This window comes from Mycobacterium sp. FW102-FHT13B02 (genome assembly GCF_058790275.1).
Genome location: NZ_JBYTCM010000014.1, coordinates 59,367 through 74,754 on the forward strand (window position 1 = coordinate 59,367; position 15,388 = coordinate 74,754).

Annotated in this window: 15 protein-coding genes; 3 read left to right on the forward strand and 12 right to left on the reverse strand. The window is 68.5% G+C overall.

Going from position 1 to position 15,388, the window contains the following annotated elements; translation table 11 throughout:
• Positions 1–74: 74 nt before the first annotated feature.
• Complete coding sequence (glgC, locus tag AC3WTE_RS21690) at positions 75–1,289, reverse strand: glucose-1-phosphate adenylyltransferase (RefSeq protein ID WP_492440804.1); 1,215 nt, start codon at positions 1,287–1,289, stop codon at positions 75–77.
• 75 nt (positions 1,290–1,364) lie between these two features.
• Between glgC and glgA the strand changes: the two genes are divergently transcribed.
• Entirely contained in the window at positions 1,365–2,534 is a 1,170-nt protein-coding gene (gene glgA / locus AC3WTE_RS21695; protein WP_492440806.1) for a glycogen synthase, read from the forward strand.
• Between the two features lies 1 nt (position 2,535).
• On the opposite strand, the gene AC3WTE_RS21700 is transcribed toward glgA, so the two are convergent.
• The 7 genes from AC3WTE_RS21700 to log form a co-directional block, all read right to left on the reverse strand.
• Entirely contained in the window at positions 2,536–2,703 is a 168-nt protein-coding gene (locus AC3WTE_RS21700; RefSeq protein WP_005059648.1) for a DUF3117 domain-containing protein, read from the reverse strand.
• A 166-nt stretch (positions 2,704–2,869) separates the two neighbouring features.
• On the reverse strand, positions 2,870–3,442 hold the full coding sequence (locus AC3WTE_RS21705) for a DNA-3-methyladenine glycosylase I (protein ID WP_492440808.1): 573 nt from the start codon (positions 3,440–3,442) through the stop codon (positions 2,870–2,872).
• Complete coding sequence (locus tag AC3WTE_RS21710; RefSeq protein WP_459368675.1) at positions 3,439–3,744, reverse strand: DivIVA domain-containing protein; 306 nt, start codon at positions 3,742–3,744, stop codon at positions 3,439–3,441. The genes AC3WTE_RS21705 and AC3WTE_RS21710 overlap by 4 nt, the downstream gene beginning before the upstream one ends.
• Before the next feature lie 36 nt (positions 3,745–3,780).
• The gene (locus AC3WTE_RS21715) at positions 3,781–4,713 is read right to left on the reverse strand and encodes a glucosyl-3-phosphoglycerate synthase (protein ID WP_492440810.1); all 933 of its coding nucleotides are present in this window, start codon (positions 4,711–4,713) and stop codon (positions 3,781–3,783) included.
• Between the two features lie 5 nt (positions 4,714–4,718).
• Positions 4,719–5,543: a dihydropteroate synthase gene (gene folP, locus AC3WTE_RS21720; RefSeq protein ID WP_492440959.1), complete on the reverse strand. Its 825-nt coding sequence runs from the start codon at positions 5,541–5,543 to the stop codon at positions 4,719–4,721.
• Between the two features lie 128 nt (positions 5,544–5,671).
• Complete coding sequence (gene fadD6, locus AC3WTE_RS21725) at positions 5,672–7,453, reverse strand: long-chain-acyl-CoA synthetase FadD6 (RefSeq protein ID WP_492440812.1); 1,782 nt, start codon at positions 7,451–7,453, stop codon at positions 5,672–5,674.
• Positions 7,454–7,464: 11 nt separating this feature from the next.
• On the reverse strand, positions 7,465–8,040 hold the full coding sequence (gene log / locus AC3WTE_RS21730) for a cytokinin riboside 5'-monophosphate phosphoribohydrolase (protein WP_459370248.1): 576 nt from the start codon (positions 8,038–8,040) through the stop codon (positions 7,465–7,467).
• 104 nt (positions 8,041–8,144) lie between these two features.
• On the opposite strand from log, the gene AC3WTE_RS21735 reads away from it, so the two are divergent.
• Positions 8,145–9,806, forward strand: a complete 1,662-nt coding sequence (locus tag AC3WTE_RS21735) for an AAA family ATPase (RefSeq protein ID WP_492440961.1) — start codon at positions 8,145–8,147, stop codon at positions 9,804–9,806.
• A 71-nt stretch (positions 9,807–9,877) separates the two neighbouring features.
• Positions 9,878–10,714 carry a type VII secretion target gene (locus AC3WTE_RS21740; RefSeq protein WP_492440814.1) on the forward strand — a complete coding sequence of 279 codons (837 nt, stop codon included), beginning with the start codon at positions 9,878–9,880 and terminating at the stop codon, positions 10,712–10,714.
• 139 nt (positions 10,715–10,853) lie between these two features.
• Here the strand turns inward: AC3WTE_RS21740 and AC3WTE_RS21745 are convergent, their stop codons facing one another.
• The 4 genes from AC3WTE_RS21745 to AC3WTE_RS21760 form a co-directional block, all read right to left on the reverse strand.
• Positions 10,854–12,500 (reverse strand): ABC-F family ATP-binding cassette domain-containing protein, encoded by a 1,647-nt coding sequence (locus AC3WTE_RS21745; protein WP_492440815.1) that lies wholly within the window; start codon positions 12,498–12,500, stop codon positions 10,854–10,856.
• A gap of 142 nt (positions 12,501–12,642) precedes the next feature.
• Positions 12,643–13,005 carry an RNA-binding S4 domain-containing protein gene (locus AC3WTE_RS21750; protein WP_492440817.1) on the reverse strand — a complete coding sequence of 121 codons (363 nt, stop codon included), beginning with the start codon at positions 13,003–13,005 and terminating at the stop codon, positions 12,643–12,645.
• Positions 13,002–14,066, reverse strand: coding sequence for a succinyl-diaminopimelate desuccinylase (gene dapE / locus AC3WTE_RS21755; RefSeq protein ID WP_492440818.1), 1,065 nt, complete (start codon positions 14,064–14,066; stop codon positions 13,002–13,004). The genes AC3WTE_RS21750 and dapE overlap by 4 nt, the downstream gene beginning before the upstream one ends.
• A gap of 26 nt (positions 14,067–14,092) precedes the next feature.
• On the reverse strand, positions 14,093–15,373 hold the full coding sequence (locus tag AC3WTE_RS21760; RefSeq protein WP_492440820.1) for a GAF domain-containing protein: 1,281 nt from the start codon (positions 15,371–15,373) through the stop codon (positions 14,093–14,095).
• Positions 15,374–15,388 lie beyond the last annotated feature (15 nt).

Sequence of the window (15,388 nt, forward strand, 5' to 3'; positions counted from 1 at the left end):
GTCACACGCCGAACCCACTGGTGCCCAGGGCCGAAAGTCATCGACGCGGGACTGCGCTCTCGATTCTGGCCGCGCTAAATCCAGACGCCCTTACCGACTGCGACCACACCGCCGGCGCTGACCGAAAAGCGTTCGCGGTCCTTCTCCAGGTCCACACCGACCATCTCGCCGGGTCCGACGACCACGTTCTTGTCCAAGATCGCGTGCCGGACCACCGCTCCCCGACCGACGCGCGCGCCGGGCATGATCACGCTGCCCTCGACGATGGCGCCGTCGTCGATCACGACGTTGGACGACAGCACCGAGTTGCGCACGGACGCAGCCGAAATGATGCTGCCCGCGCCGACCACCGATTCCTGCGCCGCGCCGCCGTTGACGAACTTGGCCGGGGCCAGGTGCTCCGATTCGCCGAGGATGGGCCAGCGCCGGTTGTAGAGGTTGAACACCGGGTGCACCGACACCAGGTCCATGTGGGCGTCGTAGAACGCGTCGAGTGTTCCGACATCGCGCCAGTAGCCGTGGTCACGTTCGGTGGCCCCGGGCACCTCGTTGTCATTGAAGTCGTAGACGGCGGCCATCCCGTCGGCAACCATCTGCGGAATGATGTTGCCGCCCATGTCGTGATCGGAGTCGTGGTTCTCGGCGTCCACGCGGATGGCGTCGATGAGCGCCTTGGTGGTGAACACGTAGTTGCCCATGGAGACGAACGTCTGCTCCGGGTCGTCGGGAGTGCCCGGCGGGTCCGACGGCTTCTCGATGAAGCTGCGGATGCGGCCTGACTCGTCGGCGTCGATGCAGCCGAATGCCGACGCCTCGGCCCGCGGCACCCGGATGCCGGCGACCGTCGCGCCCGCGCCGCTCTCGATGTGGAACCGCACCATCTGCTCGGGGTCCATGCGGTACACGTGGTCGGCGCCGAAGACCACGATGTAGTCGGGGTCCTCGTCGTAGACGAGGTTCATCGACTGGTAGATGGCGTCGGCCGAGCCGGTGTACCACCGCGGCCCGAGCCGCTGCTGCGCCGGAACCGGGGTGATGTACTCGCCGGCCAGGCCCGAGAGCCGCCAGTTCTGCGAGATGTGCCGGTCCAGCGAGTGCGACTTGTATTGCGTCAGAACACAAATCCGCAGGTAACGGGCGTTGACGAGGTTGGAGAGCACGAAGTCGATGAGCCGGTAGGCACCGCCGAACGGTACCGCGGGCTTGGCGCGGTCCGCGGTCAGCGGATACAGCCGTTTGCCCTCGCCGCCGGCCAAGACGATTCCCAGCACCTGCGGCTGTTCCCTCATGGCACCAAACCTAATAGGCACCAACCGAAGCGGCCAGACATACGCGAGAACCTGTTACGCGTTAACGTCATCGACATGCGGGTGGCGATGATGACTCGGGAGTATCCGCCGGAGGTCTACGGCGGCGCGGGCGTGCACGTGACCGAACTCGTCGCGCAGCTGACGAAGCTGTGCGACGTCGACGTCCACTGCATGGGTGTGCACCGCAGAGATGCGTTCGTGGCCCAGCCCGACCCGCTACTCGCCGGGGCCAACGCGGCCCTGACGACGCTGTCGGCGGACCTGGCGATGGTCAACAACGCCTTCGCCGGTCCGGCCGCCGTTCCCACGGTGGTGCACTCGCACACCTGGTACACGGGCATGGCCGGACACCTCACCGCACTGCTGCACAGCATCCCGCATGTACTGACCGCACACTCGCTGGAACCGCGACGGCCGTGGAAGGCCGAGCAGCTCGGCGGCGGCTATCGCATCTCGTCATGGGTTGAGCGCACAGCGATCGAAGCGGCCGACGCCGTCATCGCGGTCAGCGCGGGCATGCGGGCCGACGTGCTGGCCACCTACCCTCAGCTGGACCCCGCGCGAGTGCACGTGGTGCGCAACGGGATCGACACCGACGACTGGTATCCGGTGGATGCGGGCCAGACTCTGGTCGACCTCGGGATCGATCCGGACCGGCCGATCGTGGCGTTCGTCGGGCGGATCACCCGGCAGAAGGGCGTCAGCCATCTGATCGCGGCAGCCCACCGCTTCGACCCGGACGTGCAATTGGTGCTGTGTGCCGGCGCACCCGACACCCCGGAGATCGCCGCCGAGGTGGCGGCCGCGGTGAAGGAGCTCAGCACGACGCGTGCCGGGGTGCACTGGATCCAGGAGATGCTGCCGACCGAGAAGATCCGCGAAATTCTCGCGACGGCAACAGTTTTCGTCTGCCCATCGGTCTACGAACCGCTGGGCATCGTCAACCTCGAAGCCATGGCCTGCGGGACCGCGGTGGTCGCCTCGGACGTCGGCGGCATTCCCGAGGTGGTCGACGACGGCATCACCGGACTACTGGTGCACTACGACGCCGCCGATGCGGTGAGGTTTGAGACGGGGCTCGCGGTCGCGGTCAACGCCTTGGTCCGCGCCCCCGATCGGGCCCGCACGTTCGGGGAGGCCGGCCGTCGGCGGTGCATCGAGGAATTCTCCTGGATGCAGGTCGCCGAGCAGACGCTCGGCATCTATCGGAGCGTCTGCGACTGAACTAGCTGGTGACGTTCTTCAGTTCGTCGCCCAGGGCCGCGGCCTCATCGGGGGTCAGCTCGACCACCAGACGACCGCCACCTTCCAGCGGTACCCGCATGACGATGCCGCGCCCCTCTTTGGTTGCTTCCAGTGGACCGTCGCCGGTCCGGGGCTTCATCGCCGCCATCGGGTGCTCCCTCCGCACGCGCCCGGACCGCATCCACGGTCCCGGATCAAGGCCGGAACAACCCACTGGCTCGGGTCGGCTCACGGCACTGAACTGCAACTGAACTATGTCTATTGTTCCCTATCGCTACCTGCGGGTGTGAAAGACCCGCCCGTGAGGCCTCTGATCAGCTGTGCGGGGGTACCCAACACGACTCCACGTGGTCATCGACCATCCCGGTGGCCTGCATCAACGCATACGCCGTGGTCGGGCCGACGAACCGAAATCCCCGGCGCTTGAGCTCCTTCGCCATGGCCACCGATTCCGGCGTGGTCGCCGGGACCTGCGCCAGGTCGGCCGGGCGGGGCCGCGGTGGGGGTGCGAACGACCACAGCAGCTCGTCGAGGTCCAGACCACCGTCGATCACGCGGGCGTTGGCGATGGTCGCCTCGATCTTGGCGCGGTTGCGGACGATGCCGGGATCGGCCAATAGCCGGTCGATGTCCTTCTCTCCGAAGCCGGCCACCTTCGCGACGTCGAACCCGTGGAACGCGGCCCGGAAGTTCTCCCGCTTGCGCAGGATGGTCAGCCAGGATAGGCCGCTCTGGAATGCCTCCAACGACACGCGTTCGAACAGGGCCTGCGTGCCGCGCAACGGGCGGCCCCATTCGGTGTCGTGGTAGTCGCGGTACTGCGTGGCGTCGGCGGACTCGCCGATGCCGACCCAGCCGCACCGGATCTTGCCGTCGGGTGCGGTCATTGCTCGGAGTCCGCGGTTTGCGCCCGCAACGTCGTCAACTCGCCGCGCAGCGAGTCCAGCTCCTGTGCCAGCCGGTCCAGCACCCAGTCGACCTCACTGGTCTTGTAACCGCGCAGGGTCTGCGTGAACTTGACGGCGTCGACGTCAGCACCGGTGACGCCGGAGGCGGGCAGCACGGTGGCCGTGGTGCCCCGGGCCAGTGGCGGCAGTTGCTCACCGCGGCCGAACAGGACCGTGCCCAAAGCGAACAGCACCACCGCGACCAGGATCAGCACCACGAGGTAGATCAGAATCAGCGTCACACCGATGATCCTGCCGGATCACCCTGACAAGTGGGATCAGCGCAGGGTGTTCATGGCGGGTCGGTCGATGAGCGACACCGTCGACGTCCGCGGCGTGTAGTTGTCACCGTCGGCGAAGAACTGGGTCAGTCCGACGCCCGAATCGCTGATGCCGCAGCGCGACAGCAGCGTGGCGATCACCTGGCGGCTCATCGCGGCCAGCTCTGTCAGCGGCCGGTTGCGATGCGTGCGCACCCCGAGATTGACTTGCGCGATGGCATCGAGACCCAGCTTGTCGTAGGTATCGATCAGCAGGCCGATCTCGACGCCGTAGCCCGGCGCGAAGCCCACCGACGTCAGCAGCTCCCGGGTGCCCGCGTACTCGCCGCCCAGCGGCTGCAGCAGGCATGTGAGCTCGGGCCGCAGCGAAGCCAGCAGCGGGCGGGCCACGAGCTCGGTGACGCGACCGCCGCCGTTGGCGTCCTCAGCGCCGCCCACCTTGAGCGGACGCCGATAGAAACCCTTGACCAGGTGCACACCGTCGGCGAGCAGCAGCGGACCGAGCAGCTTGGGCACGAACATCGGGTCGGGGTCGAGCAGATCGGAGTCGACGAACACGATGATGTCACCGGTGGCGGCGGCCAGCGAGCGCCACAGCGCCTCGCCCTTGCCGGGCTGCACCGGCACCTCGGGCAGCGCTTGTTCGCGGCTGACGACCCGCGCCCCGGCCTCGATGGCCCGCAGCTCGGTCTCATCGGTCGAACCGGAGTCCAGGACCACCAGCTCGTCGACCAGGCCACCCAACAGTGGGCTGATGCTGTCGATGACGTCGGCGACGGTCTCTTCTTCGTTCAGCGCCGGCAGCACCACCGAGATGGTCCGGCCGGCCTTGGCGGCCTCGAGTTCGGCGATGGTCCAGGTGGGCCGGCTCCAGCTCCGCTCGGCCAGCCACGCATGGCGGGCGATCGATTCGGCGGTCATTTCGGGCATTAGGGTCACGCGAGTCCCCTCACTGTTCGGCTCGGTGGACGCCCGCCCTGGATCGACGCGACCATTTCCAGCACGCGTCGGGTGGGGCCCACCTCGTGCACCCGGAACATGGCGGCGCCGTCAGCGGCGGCGAGTGCCGTCGCGGCCAGCGTCCCCTCCAGGCGCTCGGTCAGTTCGACACCTAGAGTCTCCCCCACAAAATCCTTGTTACTGAGGGCCATCAGCACTGGCCATCCGGTATTTACAAGATCTTTTACGTGGCGCAACAAACTAAGGCCGTGGTAAGTGTTCTTGCCGAAATCGTGCGTCGGGTCGATCAGGATGGCGTCCCTCGCAACGCCGACGTCGACGGCATGCTGCGCCGCTAACGTCACCTCGGCGATGACGTCGTCGACCACGCCCCGCTCGGTGACGCCGTAGTTGACGCGGAAGGGCCGGGTGCGCGGCACCGCTCCGCCGGTGTGCGAGCAGACCAGCCCCGCACCGAATTCGGCGGCCACCTCCGGTAGCCCGGGGTCGGCACCGGCCCAGGTGTCGTTGATCAGGTCGGCTCCGGCCGCGCAGGCCTGCTTGGCCACACTGGCGCGCCAGGTGTCGACGCTGATCAGCTGGTCGGGATATTCGGCCCGGAGCCATTCGATGAACGGCACCACGCGCGCGATCTCCTCGTCGGCGTCGACGGTACTGCCCGGCCCGGCCTTGACGCCGCCGATGTCGATGACGTCGGCGCCGTCGGCGATGGCCCGGCGCGCTGCCTTCTGGGCAGCGCCGTCGCTGAAGGTCGCACCCCGGTCATAGAACGAATCCGGGGTGCGGTTCACGATCGCCATGATCAGCGCGCGATCGCCGGCCACCTGGCGACCCAGGAACTGGCCCCGTGGAGAGGACTGCACGGCTCCCAGGCTATCCGGCTGCCGCAAACCTGCTGATTGTGCGGGTGCGCGTAGCTCGTAGCCGCCTACCGTGGCTTCTTGCCGTCCTTCACCTCGGCCGGGTAGTCAGGGTAGAAGGGCACGTAGCCCTCGTCACGCCCGGCCAGCACATAGATCGGGTCCGTCACCTCGTCGCCGTAGCCCTGCTTACGCAGATCGACCTTCTGGCTCTTGAACGTCGAGGTGTGCGCCAGCGCGGGCACGATCCGGATGAACAGCGGCACCGCGTAGGCGGGCAGGTGCTCGAAACCGGCCTTCGCCAGTGCGGCGCCGTCGAACTCGGCACCGTCACGCAACTGCACCGAGGCCATGCCGGCGCGGCCGCCGCAGCCCGGCACCTCGACGCCGTAGACGGTGCATTCCTCGACCTGGTCGTCCGCACCGAGCGCGGCCTCGACTTCGGTGGTGGCCACGTTCTCGCCCTTCCACCGGAAGGTGTCGCCGAGGCGGTCGGCGAACGCGGCGTGCGCGAAGCCCTGCGACCGCATCAGGTCACCGGTGTTGAACCAGACGTCGCCGTCCTTGAACGCGTTGCGCACCAGCTTCTTCTCGCTGGCCGACTTGTCGGTGTAGCCGTCGAACGGTTGCAGGCTGTTGACCTTGCTGAGCAGCAGGCCCGGCTCGCCACGCTTGACCTTGCGCAGCCGGCCGTCGGGACCGCGAGCCGGCTCGCCGGTCTCCAGGTCGTACTCGACGTAGACGACGGGCGACGGGCAGATGCCGGTCGTCTTGTCGATGTTGAACACGTTGACGAAGCCGGTGTTGCCCTCGCTGGCGGCGTAGAACTCGCACACGCGCTTGATGCCGAAGCGAGAGGTGAACTCGTCCCAGATCGCGGGGCGCAACCCGTTGCCGGCGATGACGCGGACATTGTGCGCCTGGTCCGTCGGCTTGGGCGGCTGGTTCAGCAGGTAGCCGCAAATCTCGCCGATGTAGATGAACGCGGTCGCCTCGTAGCGGATGACCTCGTCCCAGAAGCGGGAGGCGGAGAACGACTTGCCCAGCGCCAGCGCGGCACCGGCGTTGAGAGCCGACGACGTCGCGACCGTCAGGGCGTTGTTGTGGTACAGCGGCAGGCAGCAGTACAGGGTGTCGCTGGTGTTCAGGCGCAGCCCCAACCCGCCGAACCCGCCGAGCGCGCGCAGCCAGCGGTAGTGCGTCATGACGCTGGCCTTGGGCATGCCGGTGGTGCCCGAGGTGAAGATGTAGAACGCCTTCTCCTTGGCCAGGATCTGGCTGGTGCCCACCGGGTTGGCGGTCGACTGGCCGATGGCGAGCTCACGCAGGTCCTCGACCGAGATGAGGCCCTTGGTCAGCTCAGGGTCGGCGCCGCACTCGGTGACGGGCTCGAGGAAGTCCGACTCGGCGACCAGGACCTTGGCGCTCAGCAGACCCAGGCTGTGCGCCAGGACATTGCCGCGCTGGTTGTAGTTGATCATCCCGGCGATGGCGCCACACTTGACCGTCGCCAGCATCAACAACACGGCGTCCGGCGAATTGCGCAGCATGATGCCGACGACCGAACCCGGGCCGACGCCCTTGGCCGCGAGGACCGACGCGTAGCGGTTCACCGTCGCGTTGGCCTGGCCGTAGGTGATGCGGTGGTCGTCGAACTTGATGAAGACCTTGTCCTTGTTTGCCGCGGCGCGTTCCTGGAACACCTTGCCGATGGACGTCTTCGCCGTCGGGCTGGCACCGAAGCCGGTGATCAGACCCCGAAGGATCACCGGGGCGTCGGAGAGGAAACCGGGCAGTTGCTTAGCGATCTCAAGCAGGCCGACGCCGGTGCGTGATGTCTCGTCACTCATGCGTGGTGAGCCTAATGAGCGGTGTGACCCGGTGCACAAGCAGCTATGGCTTCGTCGATGTCCTTCGCGACCACCAGCCGGTCGAGCGCGGCCTGCTGCACGTATCCGGTGTCGACCAAGGTGTGCAACCAGGTCAGCAGCCCGTCGTAGTGACCGTGCGGATCGAGCATGACCAGCGGCTTGTCGTGCATGTTGAGGTAGCCGGCCGTCCAGGCCTCGAAGAACTCTTCCAGGGTGCCGATGCCGCCGGGCAGCGCGATGAACGCGTCGGACCGGTCCTCCATGATCTGCTTCCGCTCGCGCATGGTGTCGGTGACGATCAGTTCGCTCGCGTTCACATCGGCGAGTTCGCGGTGCACCAGTTTCTTCGGGATGACGCCGACGGTGCGGCCGCCGTTCTCCCGGGCACCGTCGGCGACGGCGCCCATCGCCGAGACGTTGCCGCCGCCGGACACCAGGGTCCAGCCTTTCGCCGCGATGGCGCGGCCGACGTCGCCGGCGAGGGTCAGCAGCTCAGGATGGCGGGGACCGGCGGCGCAGTAGACGCAGACGGCGTAGGCATTTTCGGCATTGTTGTTGTCGGCCAGCACAGCACAACGCTAATCGAGCGGTGCGGCCCGGCGCGCAGCCATAGGATCGGACGGTGGTGCTCAGCCAGCTGAAAGCGGGCGTCGAAACCCGGTGTGGTGCGCTGCTGACCGGTGCCCGCGGGTCCGGCAAGACCACCGCGGTGCGGGCCGCGTACGACGAGCTGGCACCGGGGTTCGAACGCGCAGCGTGGATCAACGGCACCGCGGCCGACTCTGCTGTGCCATTCGCCGCGTTCGAGCGGTTGTTCACGGTGCCCGAGACGGGACGCACGGTGCAGGTCATGCAAGCGGCGCGGGACGCGCTCGGGACTGGACTGCTGCTGGTCGTCGACGACGGGCATCTGCTGGACCGGCTCTCCGCGTCGCTGGTGTACCAGCTGGCGGTGTCCGGCGCGGCGCGGGTCATCGTGACCGCGGAAGCCGATCATTGCCTGCCCGAGGGTATTTCGGCTCTGGTGCGCGATCGATTGGTGGTTCCGGTGGCGGCCGAGGAACCGGATGCTGCCGCCGTTCCCACGGCTCCGGAGCCGGCGCTGCCGCCTCTGGACGATGACGGCGTCGTCGCCCGGCTGCGGCGCGCGGTGCGCGCACTTGATGCCGCCGCCGAACAGCCCGGGGCCGAGTTGGCTGCCGCCGCCGGCGATGCGCTGCGCCTTGGCGATCTGGAGTTGGCGGAGCGACTGGGCCGGGCAGCGCTGCCGACGGGCGGCCTGGCCGCCCGCGTGACACTGAGCTACGCGCTGGCCTGGCAGGGCCGCGGGCTGGATGCCGATGCTGTGCTGGCCGAGGTCGACGCGGCGGTGCTGTCCGACCCGGAACTGATGGCGTGGGCACTACCCCGCGCGGCCAACCAGTTCTGGATGCTGTCCCAGCCCGAACGCGCGACCGCCTTCCTGCGCACCGTCCGTGGCCGGGTGCAGACGCCGGCCGCGCAGGTCACGCTGGACGCCTTGTCCGCGACGTTCGCGATGAATGCGGGCAACCTCGCGAAGGCCATGCAGCTGGCTGACTCGGTGTTGGCCAGTGCGGACCCCAGCGATACCGCGGTCGGCTGGGCGGCATCGGCGGCAGCGCTGAGTTGCGCTCGCACGGGCCGGTTGACCGAGGTGGACGCCTTCGCCGAACGCGCACTGGCCGCCGGGCAACCGGGGCTGCTGCGGTTCACGAGTGGCCTCGGCCAAACTACGGCCCTGCTGTTGGCCGGCGAGCCGGACAAGGCTCACCAGCTGGCTCAGGAGCTCATCGACTTCACTCAGTCCCAACAACCTGGGCGAGCCATCGGCGAGGTGCTACTGGCGGATGTGCGGATCGCGCGCGGTGAGCTCGACTCGGCCATCGAATTGCTGCAGGACGCCGTAAAAGTACTGTCGCCCACCGGATATTCGTGGGGCCCGCTGGCCTGGATGTTGTTGGCACGGGCCCTCGGCCAGCGCGGTGCGACCGCTGAGGCGGGCCGGGCACTTTCGCGCGCCGAGGCCCGGCACGGGCTGAAGTCGATGTTGTTCGCGCCCGAACTGGCGCTGGCTCGCGCCTGGACCAACGCGGCTCGGCGGGACCGGCACGGCGCTATCACCGCCGCCCGCGAGGCGTTCCGTGCTGCCGAGCGGGGCGGGCAGTCGGCCGTGGCGCTGCGTGCCCTGCACGACGCGGCGGTCCTGGGCGACGTCCGGGCCGCGGGTTGTTTCGACCGCATCGACCTCGACTGTGCCTTCGGCCGGCAGGCCCGAGCGGTGGCGGCGGAGGTCGTCGCCGATCGGGCCTGACCATTTGCCGCAGGGCAGGTCGCCGGCACCGCCATAGGATTGACCGCAACGAGACTTCGAGGGGTCAGGTCATGGGCGATCGGCTACACGTCAATACCGAGGGTGTGCTGGGCATGGCCCGCGTGCACGACGCGGTCGCAGCAGGGCTCGGTGAGCTCCAGAACAGCGGTGGTCTCGGGGAGTCCGTTGGCCCCGCGAAGACGCACGGGCTGATCGCTTTCGGGATGAATTCGGCGCTGGGCGGCGTCATGGCCCGCCGGGACAACATTCTGCAGTCGACGGGAGCGGCCGGCCAGCAGATGTCCGAGCAGTTGCACCGCGCCGCGGAGGCCTACCGGGCCGGTGACGAGGAGGGCGCGCGGGGCCTGTCCTCGGCGGCCGAGGGCATCCCCGGCGGCGGCGGTGGTGTCAGCGCCGGCACGCCGGGCGGTCTCGGCGCGGCGGTGCCGGGCAGCCCGGCCGCCGGCGGTGGTGACGTGGCGCAGACGCTCGGTCAGGTGGGCCAGCAGGCCGGGCAGATCGCGCAGGGTGTCGCGCAGACGTTGGGCCAGATTCCCGGCCAGTTGGCGCAAGGCCTCACCGGTGTGCTCAGCGGGATAGCCAGTGGCCTGGGTGGCATCGACGGTGTCGGCGCTGGGCATGCGGCCGGTGCTGGGCTCGGCGGGCTGGATGATCCGAGCGGGGTGGACTCCGTTGGCGAACACGGCAAGTCCGACGCCGACGATCAAGACCGGGACCGTCAAGACCGTCGGGATCCGGAGCGCCACGAAAAGGGCGAGGACGACAACCGGATTTTGTCGGTTGAGCACCGACAGCCCGGCGGGTCCGATGTGAACGAAGCCGGGCCGACGGACGGCGCCACTCCCCCGCCGCGCCGGCCGGCCCAGACCCGGCCGCAGGATATCTAGCCCGATTCGCCGCAGCTGCGCCCGAAACGCACCTCTCTGTAGGACATGTGCGATCTGGAGCCGTCAACTTTCCTTGACGTCAACGAAAGTTGACGGCCGCCAACCGAACTGGGGGTGCAGACCGGTTGGCACCGCCGCACTACCGGGCACTGGGCTCATCACTCGGCTCGGCGCCCCGCTCCGGCAACGTTATTCGCCGCTCGATGCCGATGGCGTCGAGGAACCGCTCGTCGTGGCTGACGACGATGAAGGCGCCTCGGTAGGCGTTCAGCGCGGCCTCCAGTTGCGCGACGCTGACCAGATCCAGGTTGTTGGTCGGTTCATCGAGCAGCAGCAGGAGCGGCGCCGGTTCGGCGTACAGCACGCAGGCCAGCGTCGCGCGCAGCCGCTCCCCACCGGACAGAACCGACACGGGCAGATCAACTCTGTTGTCCTGGAACAGGAACTGCGCCAGCAGGTGTCGCCTGCGGGTGATACTCAGCGCCGGCGCCCAGCTCATCAGGTTCTCCAGGACACTGCGCTGCTCGTCCAGCAGGTCGAGGCGCTGCGACAGGTAGGCGATGCGGCCGCCGCCGCGGGTCAGGGTGCCGGCATCGGGCTGGAGGTCGCCGTTGATCATCCGAAGCAGCGTGGACTTTCCCGCGCCGTTGCGCCCGGTCAGGGCAATGCGTTCGGGTCCGCGGATATCGAGGTCGATCCCGGTCCCGGCACCGTTGCCGTAGTCGGCGAACAACATCCGGCCACCGCGCTGGATGTTCAGCCCGGCCGCACTCAGGACGGTCCGGCCTGCGGGCACTTCCGTGTTCGGCAGGTCGAGCGCGATGACATCGTCGTCCCGCACCGCGCGTTCCGCGGCGTCGAAGCGGGCCCGGGCGTCATCGACGCGACGCGCATGGACCTCGTCGGCCCGGCCGGCTGACTCTTGAGCGTTGCGTTTGAGTTGTCCGGCAATGATTTTCGGCAGGCCGGCGTCTTTGATGTTGCGGGCGGCGGTGCCGGCACGACGTGCGGCGCGTTCCCGGGCCTGCTGCATCTGCCGTTTCTGGAGTTTGAGCTGCGACTCCGCGTTGCGCATCTCGTCTGCCGCGGCACGTTGCGCATCAGCCACCGCGTCCTGATAAGCCGTGAAATTCCCGCCGTAAAACTGGATGCCACCGTCGCGCAGTTCCGCGATGCGGTCCATGCGATCGAGCAGTGCGCGGTCGTGGCTGATCAACAGCAGGGCGCCCGAGTAGCGGTCCAGCTCATCGTACAGCCGTTGTCGTGCAACGGAATCCAGGTTGTTGGTGGGCTCGTCGAGCAGCAGCACATCGGGCCGCCGAAGCAGTTGTGCGGCCAGCCCCAGGGTGACGACCTCTCCGCCGGACAGGGTGCCGAGTACCCGGCCGAGGGGGACATCGAGGCCTAGCCGCGCCAACTGCGCGGTACTGCGTTCCTCGATGTCCCAGTCGTCGCCGATCGCGGCGAACACCTCCTCGGAGGCATCACCGTCCGCCAGCGCTGCCAGCGCAGCCAAAATGGTTGCCACCCCGAGCATTTCAGCGACGGTCAGATCGGTCGCGAAGGGCAGCGTCTGAGGCAGGTAGCCGAGCGAGCCGTCGATGGTGACGCTGCCTCCGGTCGGCCGCAGCTCTCCGGCGATGAGTTTCAGCAGGGTGCTCTTACCGGCACCGTTGGGGGCGACCAGTCCGGTGCGACCGGCACCGACGGTGAACGACAAATCCGAGAACAGCTCGGCGCCATCGGGCCAGGCAAACGACAAATGGGAACACGTAATAGAAGACATGCAAAAGCTCTCGCGAGAGTGACGGGGGCAGGGCGTACTCCGGTTATCCGGAGATGTCTTCTCCCAGCATGTTTCGGCCCACCTCGGTTGACAGCAGTTGCAAAGCCCACAGTACTCACGTGCGCAACTGATTTATCTCCGGTCAGTAACCGCGCAGCTGATCCAGCTGTCGCCGTTCACGTTTGGTGGGACGGCCCGCTCCCCGATCGCGAACAGGCACCGCAGGCATCGTCTCTTTGGCGGGCGGCGGCGGGCTGCGGTCGATCAGGCATTCCGGCACGACGGCCGCACCCACGCGCTTGGCGATCGGCCGGATGACCTCCACGATGCGCTCACGGCCCTCGATCCGGACCCGGACCTCGTCGCCCGGGCTGACCAACTGCGCAGGTTTGACGGGCACACCGTTGACTCGGACATGTCCTGCCCGGCAGGCCGCGGCAGCCAGGGCCCGGGTCTTGGTGATCCGAACCGCGAAAATCCAGCTGTCGACGCGGACGCTACTCAACGTGTCAGGTACCGCCGCAGTATGTCGGTGACCACGGTGATGTCCGCCGTCGACACCCGTTCGTCGACCTTGTGCGCGAGGTTCGGGTCGCCCGGTCCGTAGTTGACGGCCGGAATACCCAGGGCGGCAAAGCGGGCCACGTCGGTCCAGCCATACTTGGCCCGCACCTGTCCCCCGGCGGCCGCGACCAGTGCGGCCGCGGCAGGCTGCGTCAGCCCCGGCAGCGCACCGGCTGCGGAGTCCGTCAGCTCGATGCGGACATCGAGACCGGCGAACACCTCCTGCACGTGCGCGAGCGCCTGCTCGACACTGCGGTCCGGGGCGAACCGGAAGTTCACGGTGACCGAACCGGCGTCGGGGATGACGTTGCCGGCGATACCGCCGTCGATCCGGACCGCGGAAAGACCTTCTCGGTAGACGCAGCCGTCGATGTCCACCTGCCGGGCCTGGTAGGCGGTGAGCCGGTCGAGGATGGCACCGAGCTTGTGAATCGCGTTGTCGCCCAGCCACGATCGTGCCGAATGCGCGCGGGTGCCGGTGGTGTGGATGATGACGCGCAACGTGCCCTGGCAGCCGGCTTCGATGAGGCCGCCCGAGGGCTCGCCGAGGATCGCGACGTCGGCCTTGAGCCAGTCGGGCAGTTCACGTTCGATGCGGCCGAGTCCGTTGGCGCTGGACTCGATCTCCTCGCAGTCGTACATGACGAGGGTGATGTCGTGCGTCGGCTCGGCAATGGTGGCGGCCAGGTGCAGGAACACCGCGTCGCCGGCCTTCATGTCGGAGGTGCCGCAGCCCCAGAGTTCGTCGCCGTCAAGCCGGCTCGGCAGGTTGTCCGCCGCGGGCACGGTGTCGGTGTGCCCGGCCAGCAGCACGCGCGACGGCCGGCCCAGGTTGGTCCGCGCCAGCACGGCGTCGCCGTTGCGGATCACTTCGAAGTGCGGGGCCTGGGCCTTCAGCGCGGTCTCGATCTCGTCGGCGATGAGCTGTTCGTGCCGGGATTCGCTGGGGATGTCGACCAGCGCGGCGGTCAGAGCGATCGGGTCGGCGGTGAGATCCAGCATTCAGCCAGGTTAGTCGGTCCGCCGGTTCAGGCGACCGCGCGCAGGGCCCGGATGGCCGGCGCGGTCGAGGCGCCCAGCAGTGTCGAGCGGTCGGCCGGATAGCGCACGTCGATGACGGCATCGTCGCCGAACCGGTAGGGCTTGCCAAGAATCAAGCCCGCCAATTGCTTTCGCATCCGAGACAGCTCGGCTCGCACCGTGACCACCCGGCTCCGGTCACCGTAGAGGTCCTCGGCCAGCTCCGACGCCGACCTGCCGTTCCGGTGTATCGCCAGCACCAGCAGGATTTCGGCGTGCCGCAGCGAGATGTCATGGCGCCACCCGCCGAACTGGCCGGCCATCTCGAGGACGGGCGCACCACGCAGGTCCAGGACCACGCAGGTGGCGGTCGCGTCGTCGTCGGCCGCGGCGGTCGATGGCCGGACCAGCCACCCGCCGGGCAGAATCTCGACCTCGCACCGGCCCAACGTAGGGATCCAGACCCGGCCCGGGGCCAGCTCGTCGGGCAGCAGAATCCGGTTGTGCAGCGGCATCTGATCGACAGCGGCCACCCAGCCGTCGGCGTCGACGGCCAGCGCCGGACTGCCGATCCGCGCGAGAATGGGCGCGGCGACCATTCGCAGCCGGTTCAGCGTCCGGTCATGCTGCTCGCGTAGGTGGGATTCGGCGAGTCGCGCGACGGCATCGACCAGCGCGACGGTGGTGGGATGCACCGTCGCGGCCGGCCCGGAGACGTCGACGACGCCGATCACCTGGCCGGTGCGCGGGTCGCGGACGGGCGCGCCGGCGCAGGTCCACGCGTGATGGCTGCGCAGGAAATGCTCGGCGGAGAACACCTGCACGGCGCGGTTGGACGCCAGCGCGGTGCCGATGGCGTTGGTGCCGACGGCACCCTCGCCCCAGTTGGCGCCCTCGACGAACCCGAGCCGGTCGGCCTTGCCGAGCACCGCCGCGGATCCCGACCGCCATAACACGCGGCCCCGGGCGTCGGCCAGCACCAGGATGTTGTCCCCTTCGGCGACAATGGATTCCAGCCCCCTGGACACCTCGTCGAGCACCGCGAGCAAGCCCGATGACTTGCGCAGTGCGTCCAACCCGGACGCCTCGATGACCGGTGGGATGTGGGTGTCGGGGTTGACGCCCCGGGCCAGCATCCGCTGCCAGGATTCGCCGATGACGTCGCGGGGCCGCGCGGGCGCGCGGCCCCCGGACATGGTCGCGTCGTAGACAGCCGACATCAACCGCGCGTAACTGCGCGGGTCCTCGCCAACGGCTACCGCTGGTTCAGGCACGGCCGGGCTCTGCATCATCGCCGATTGTGC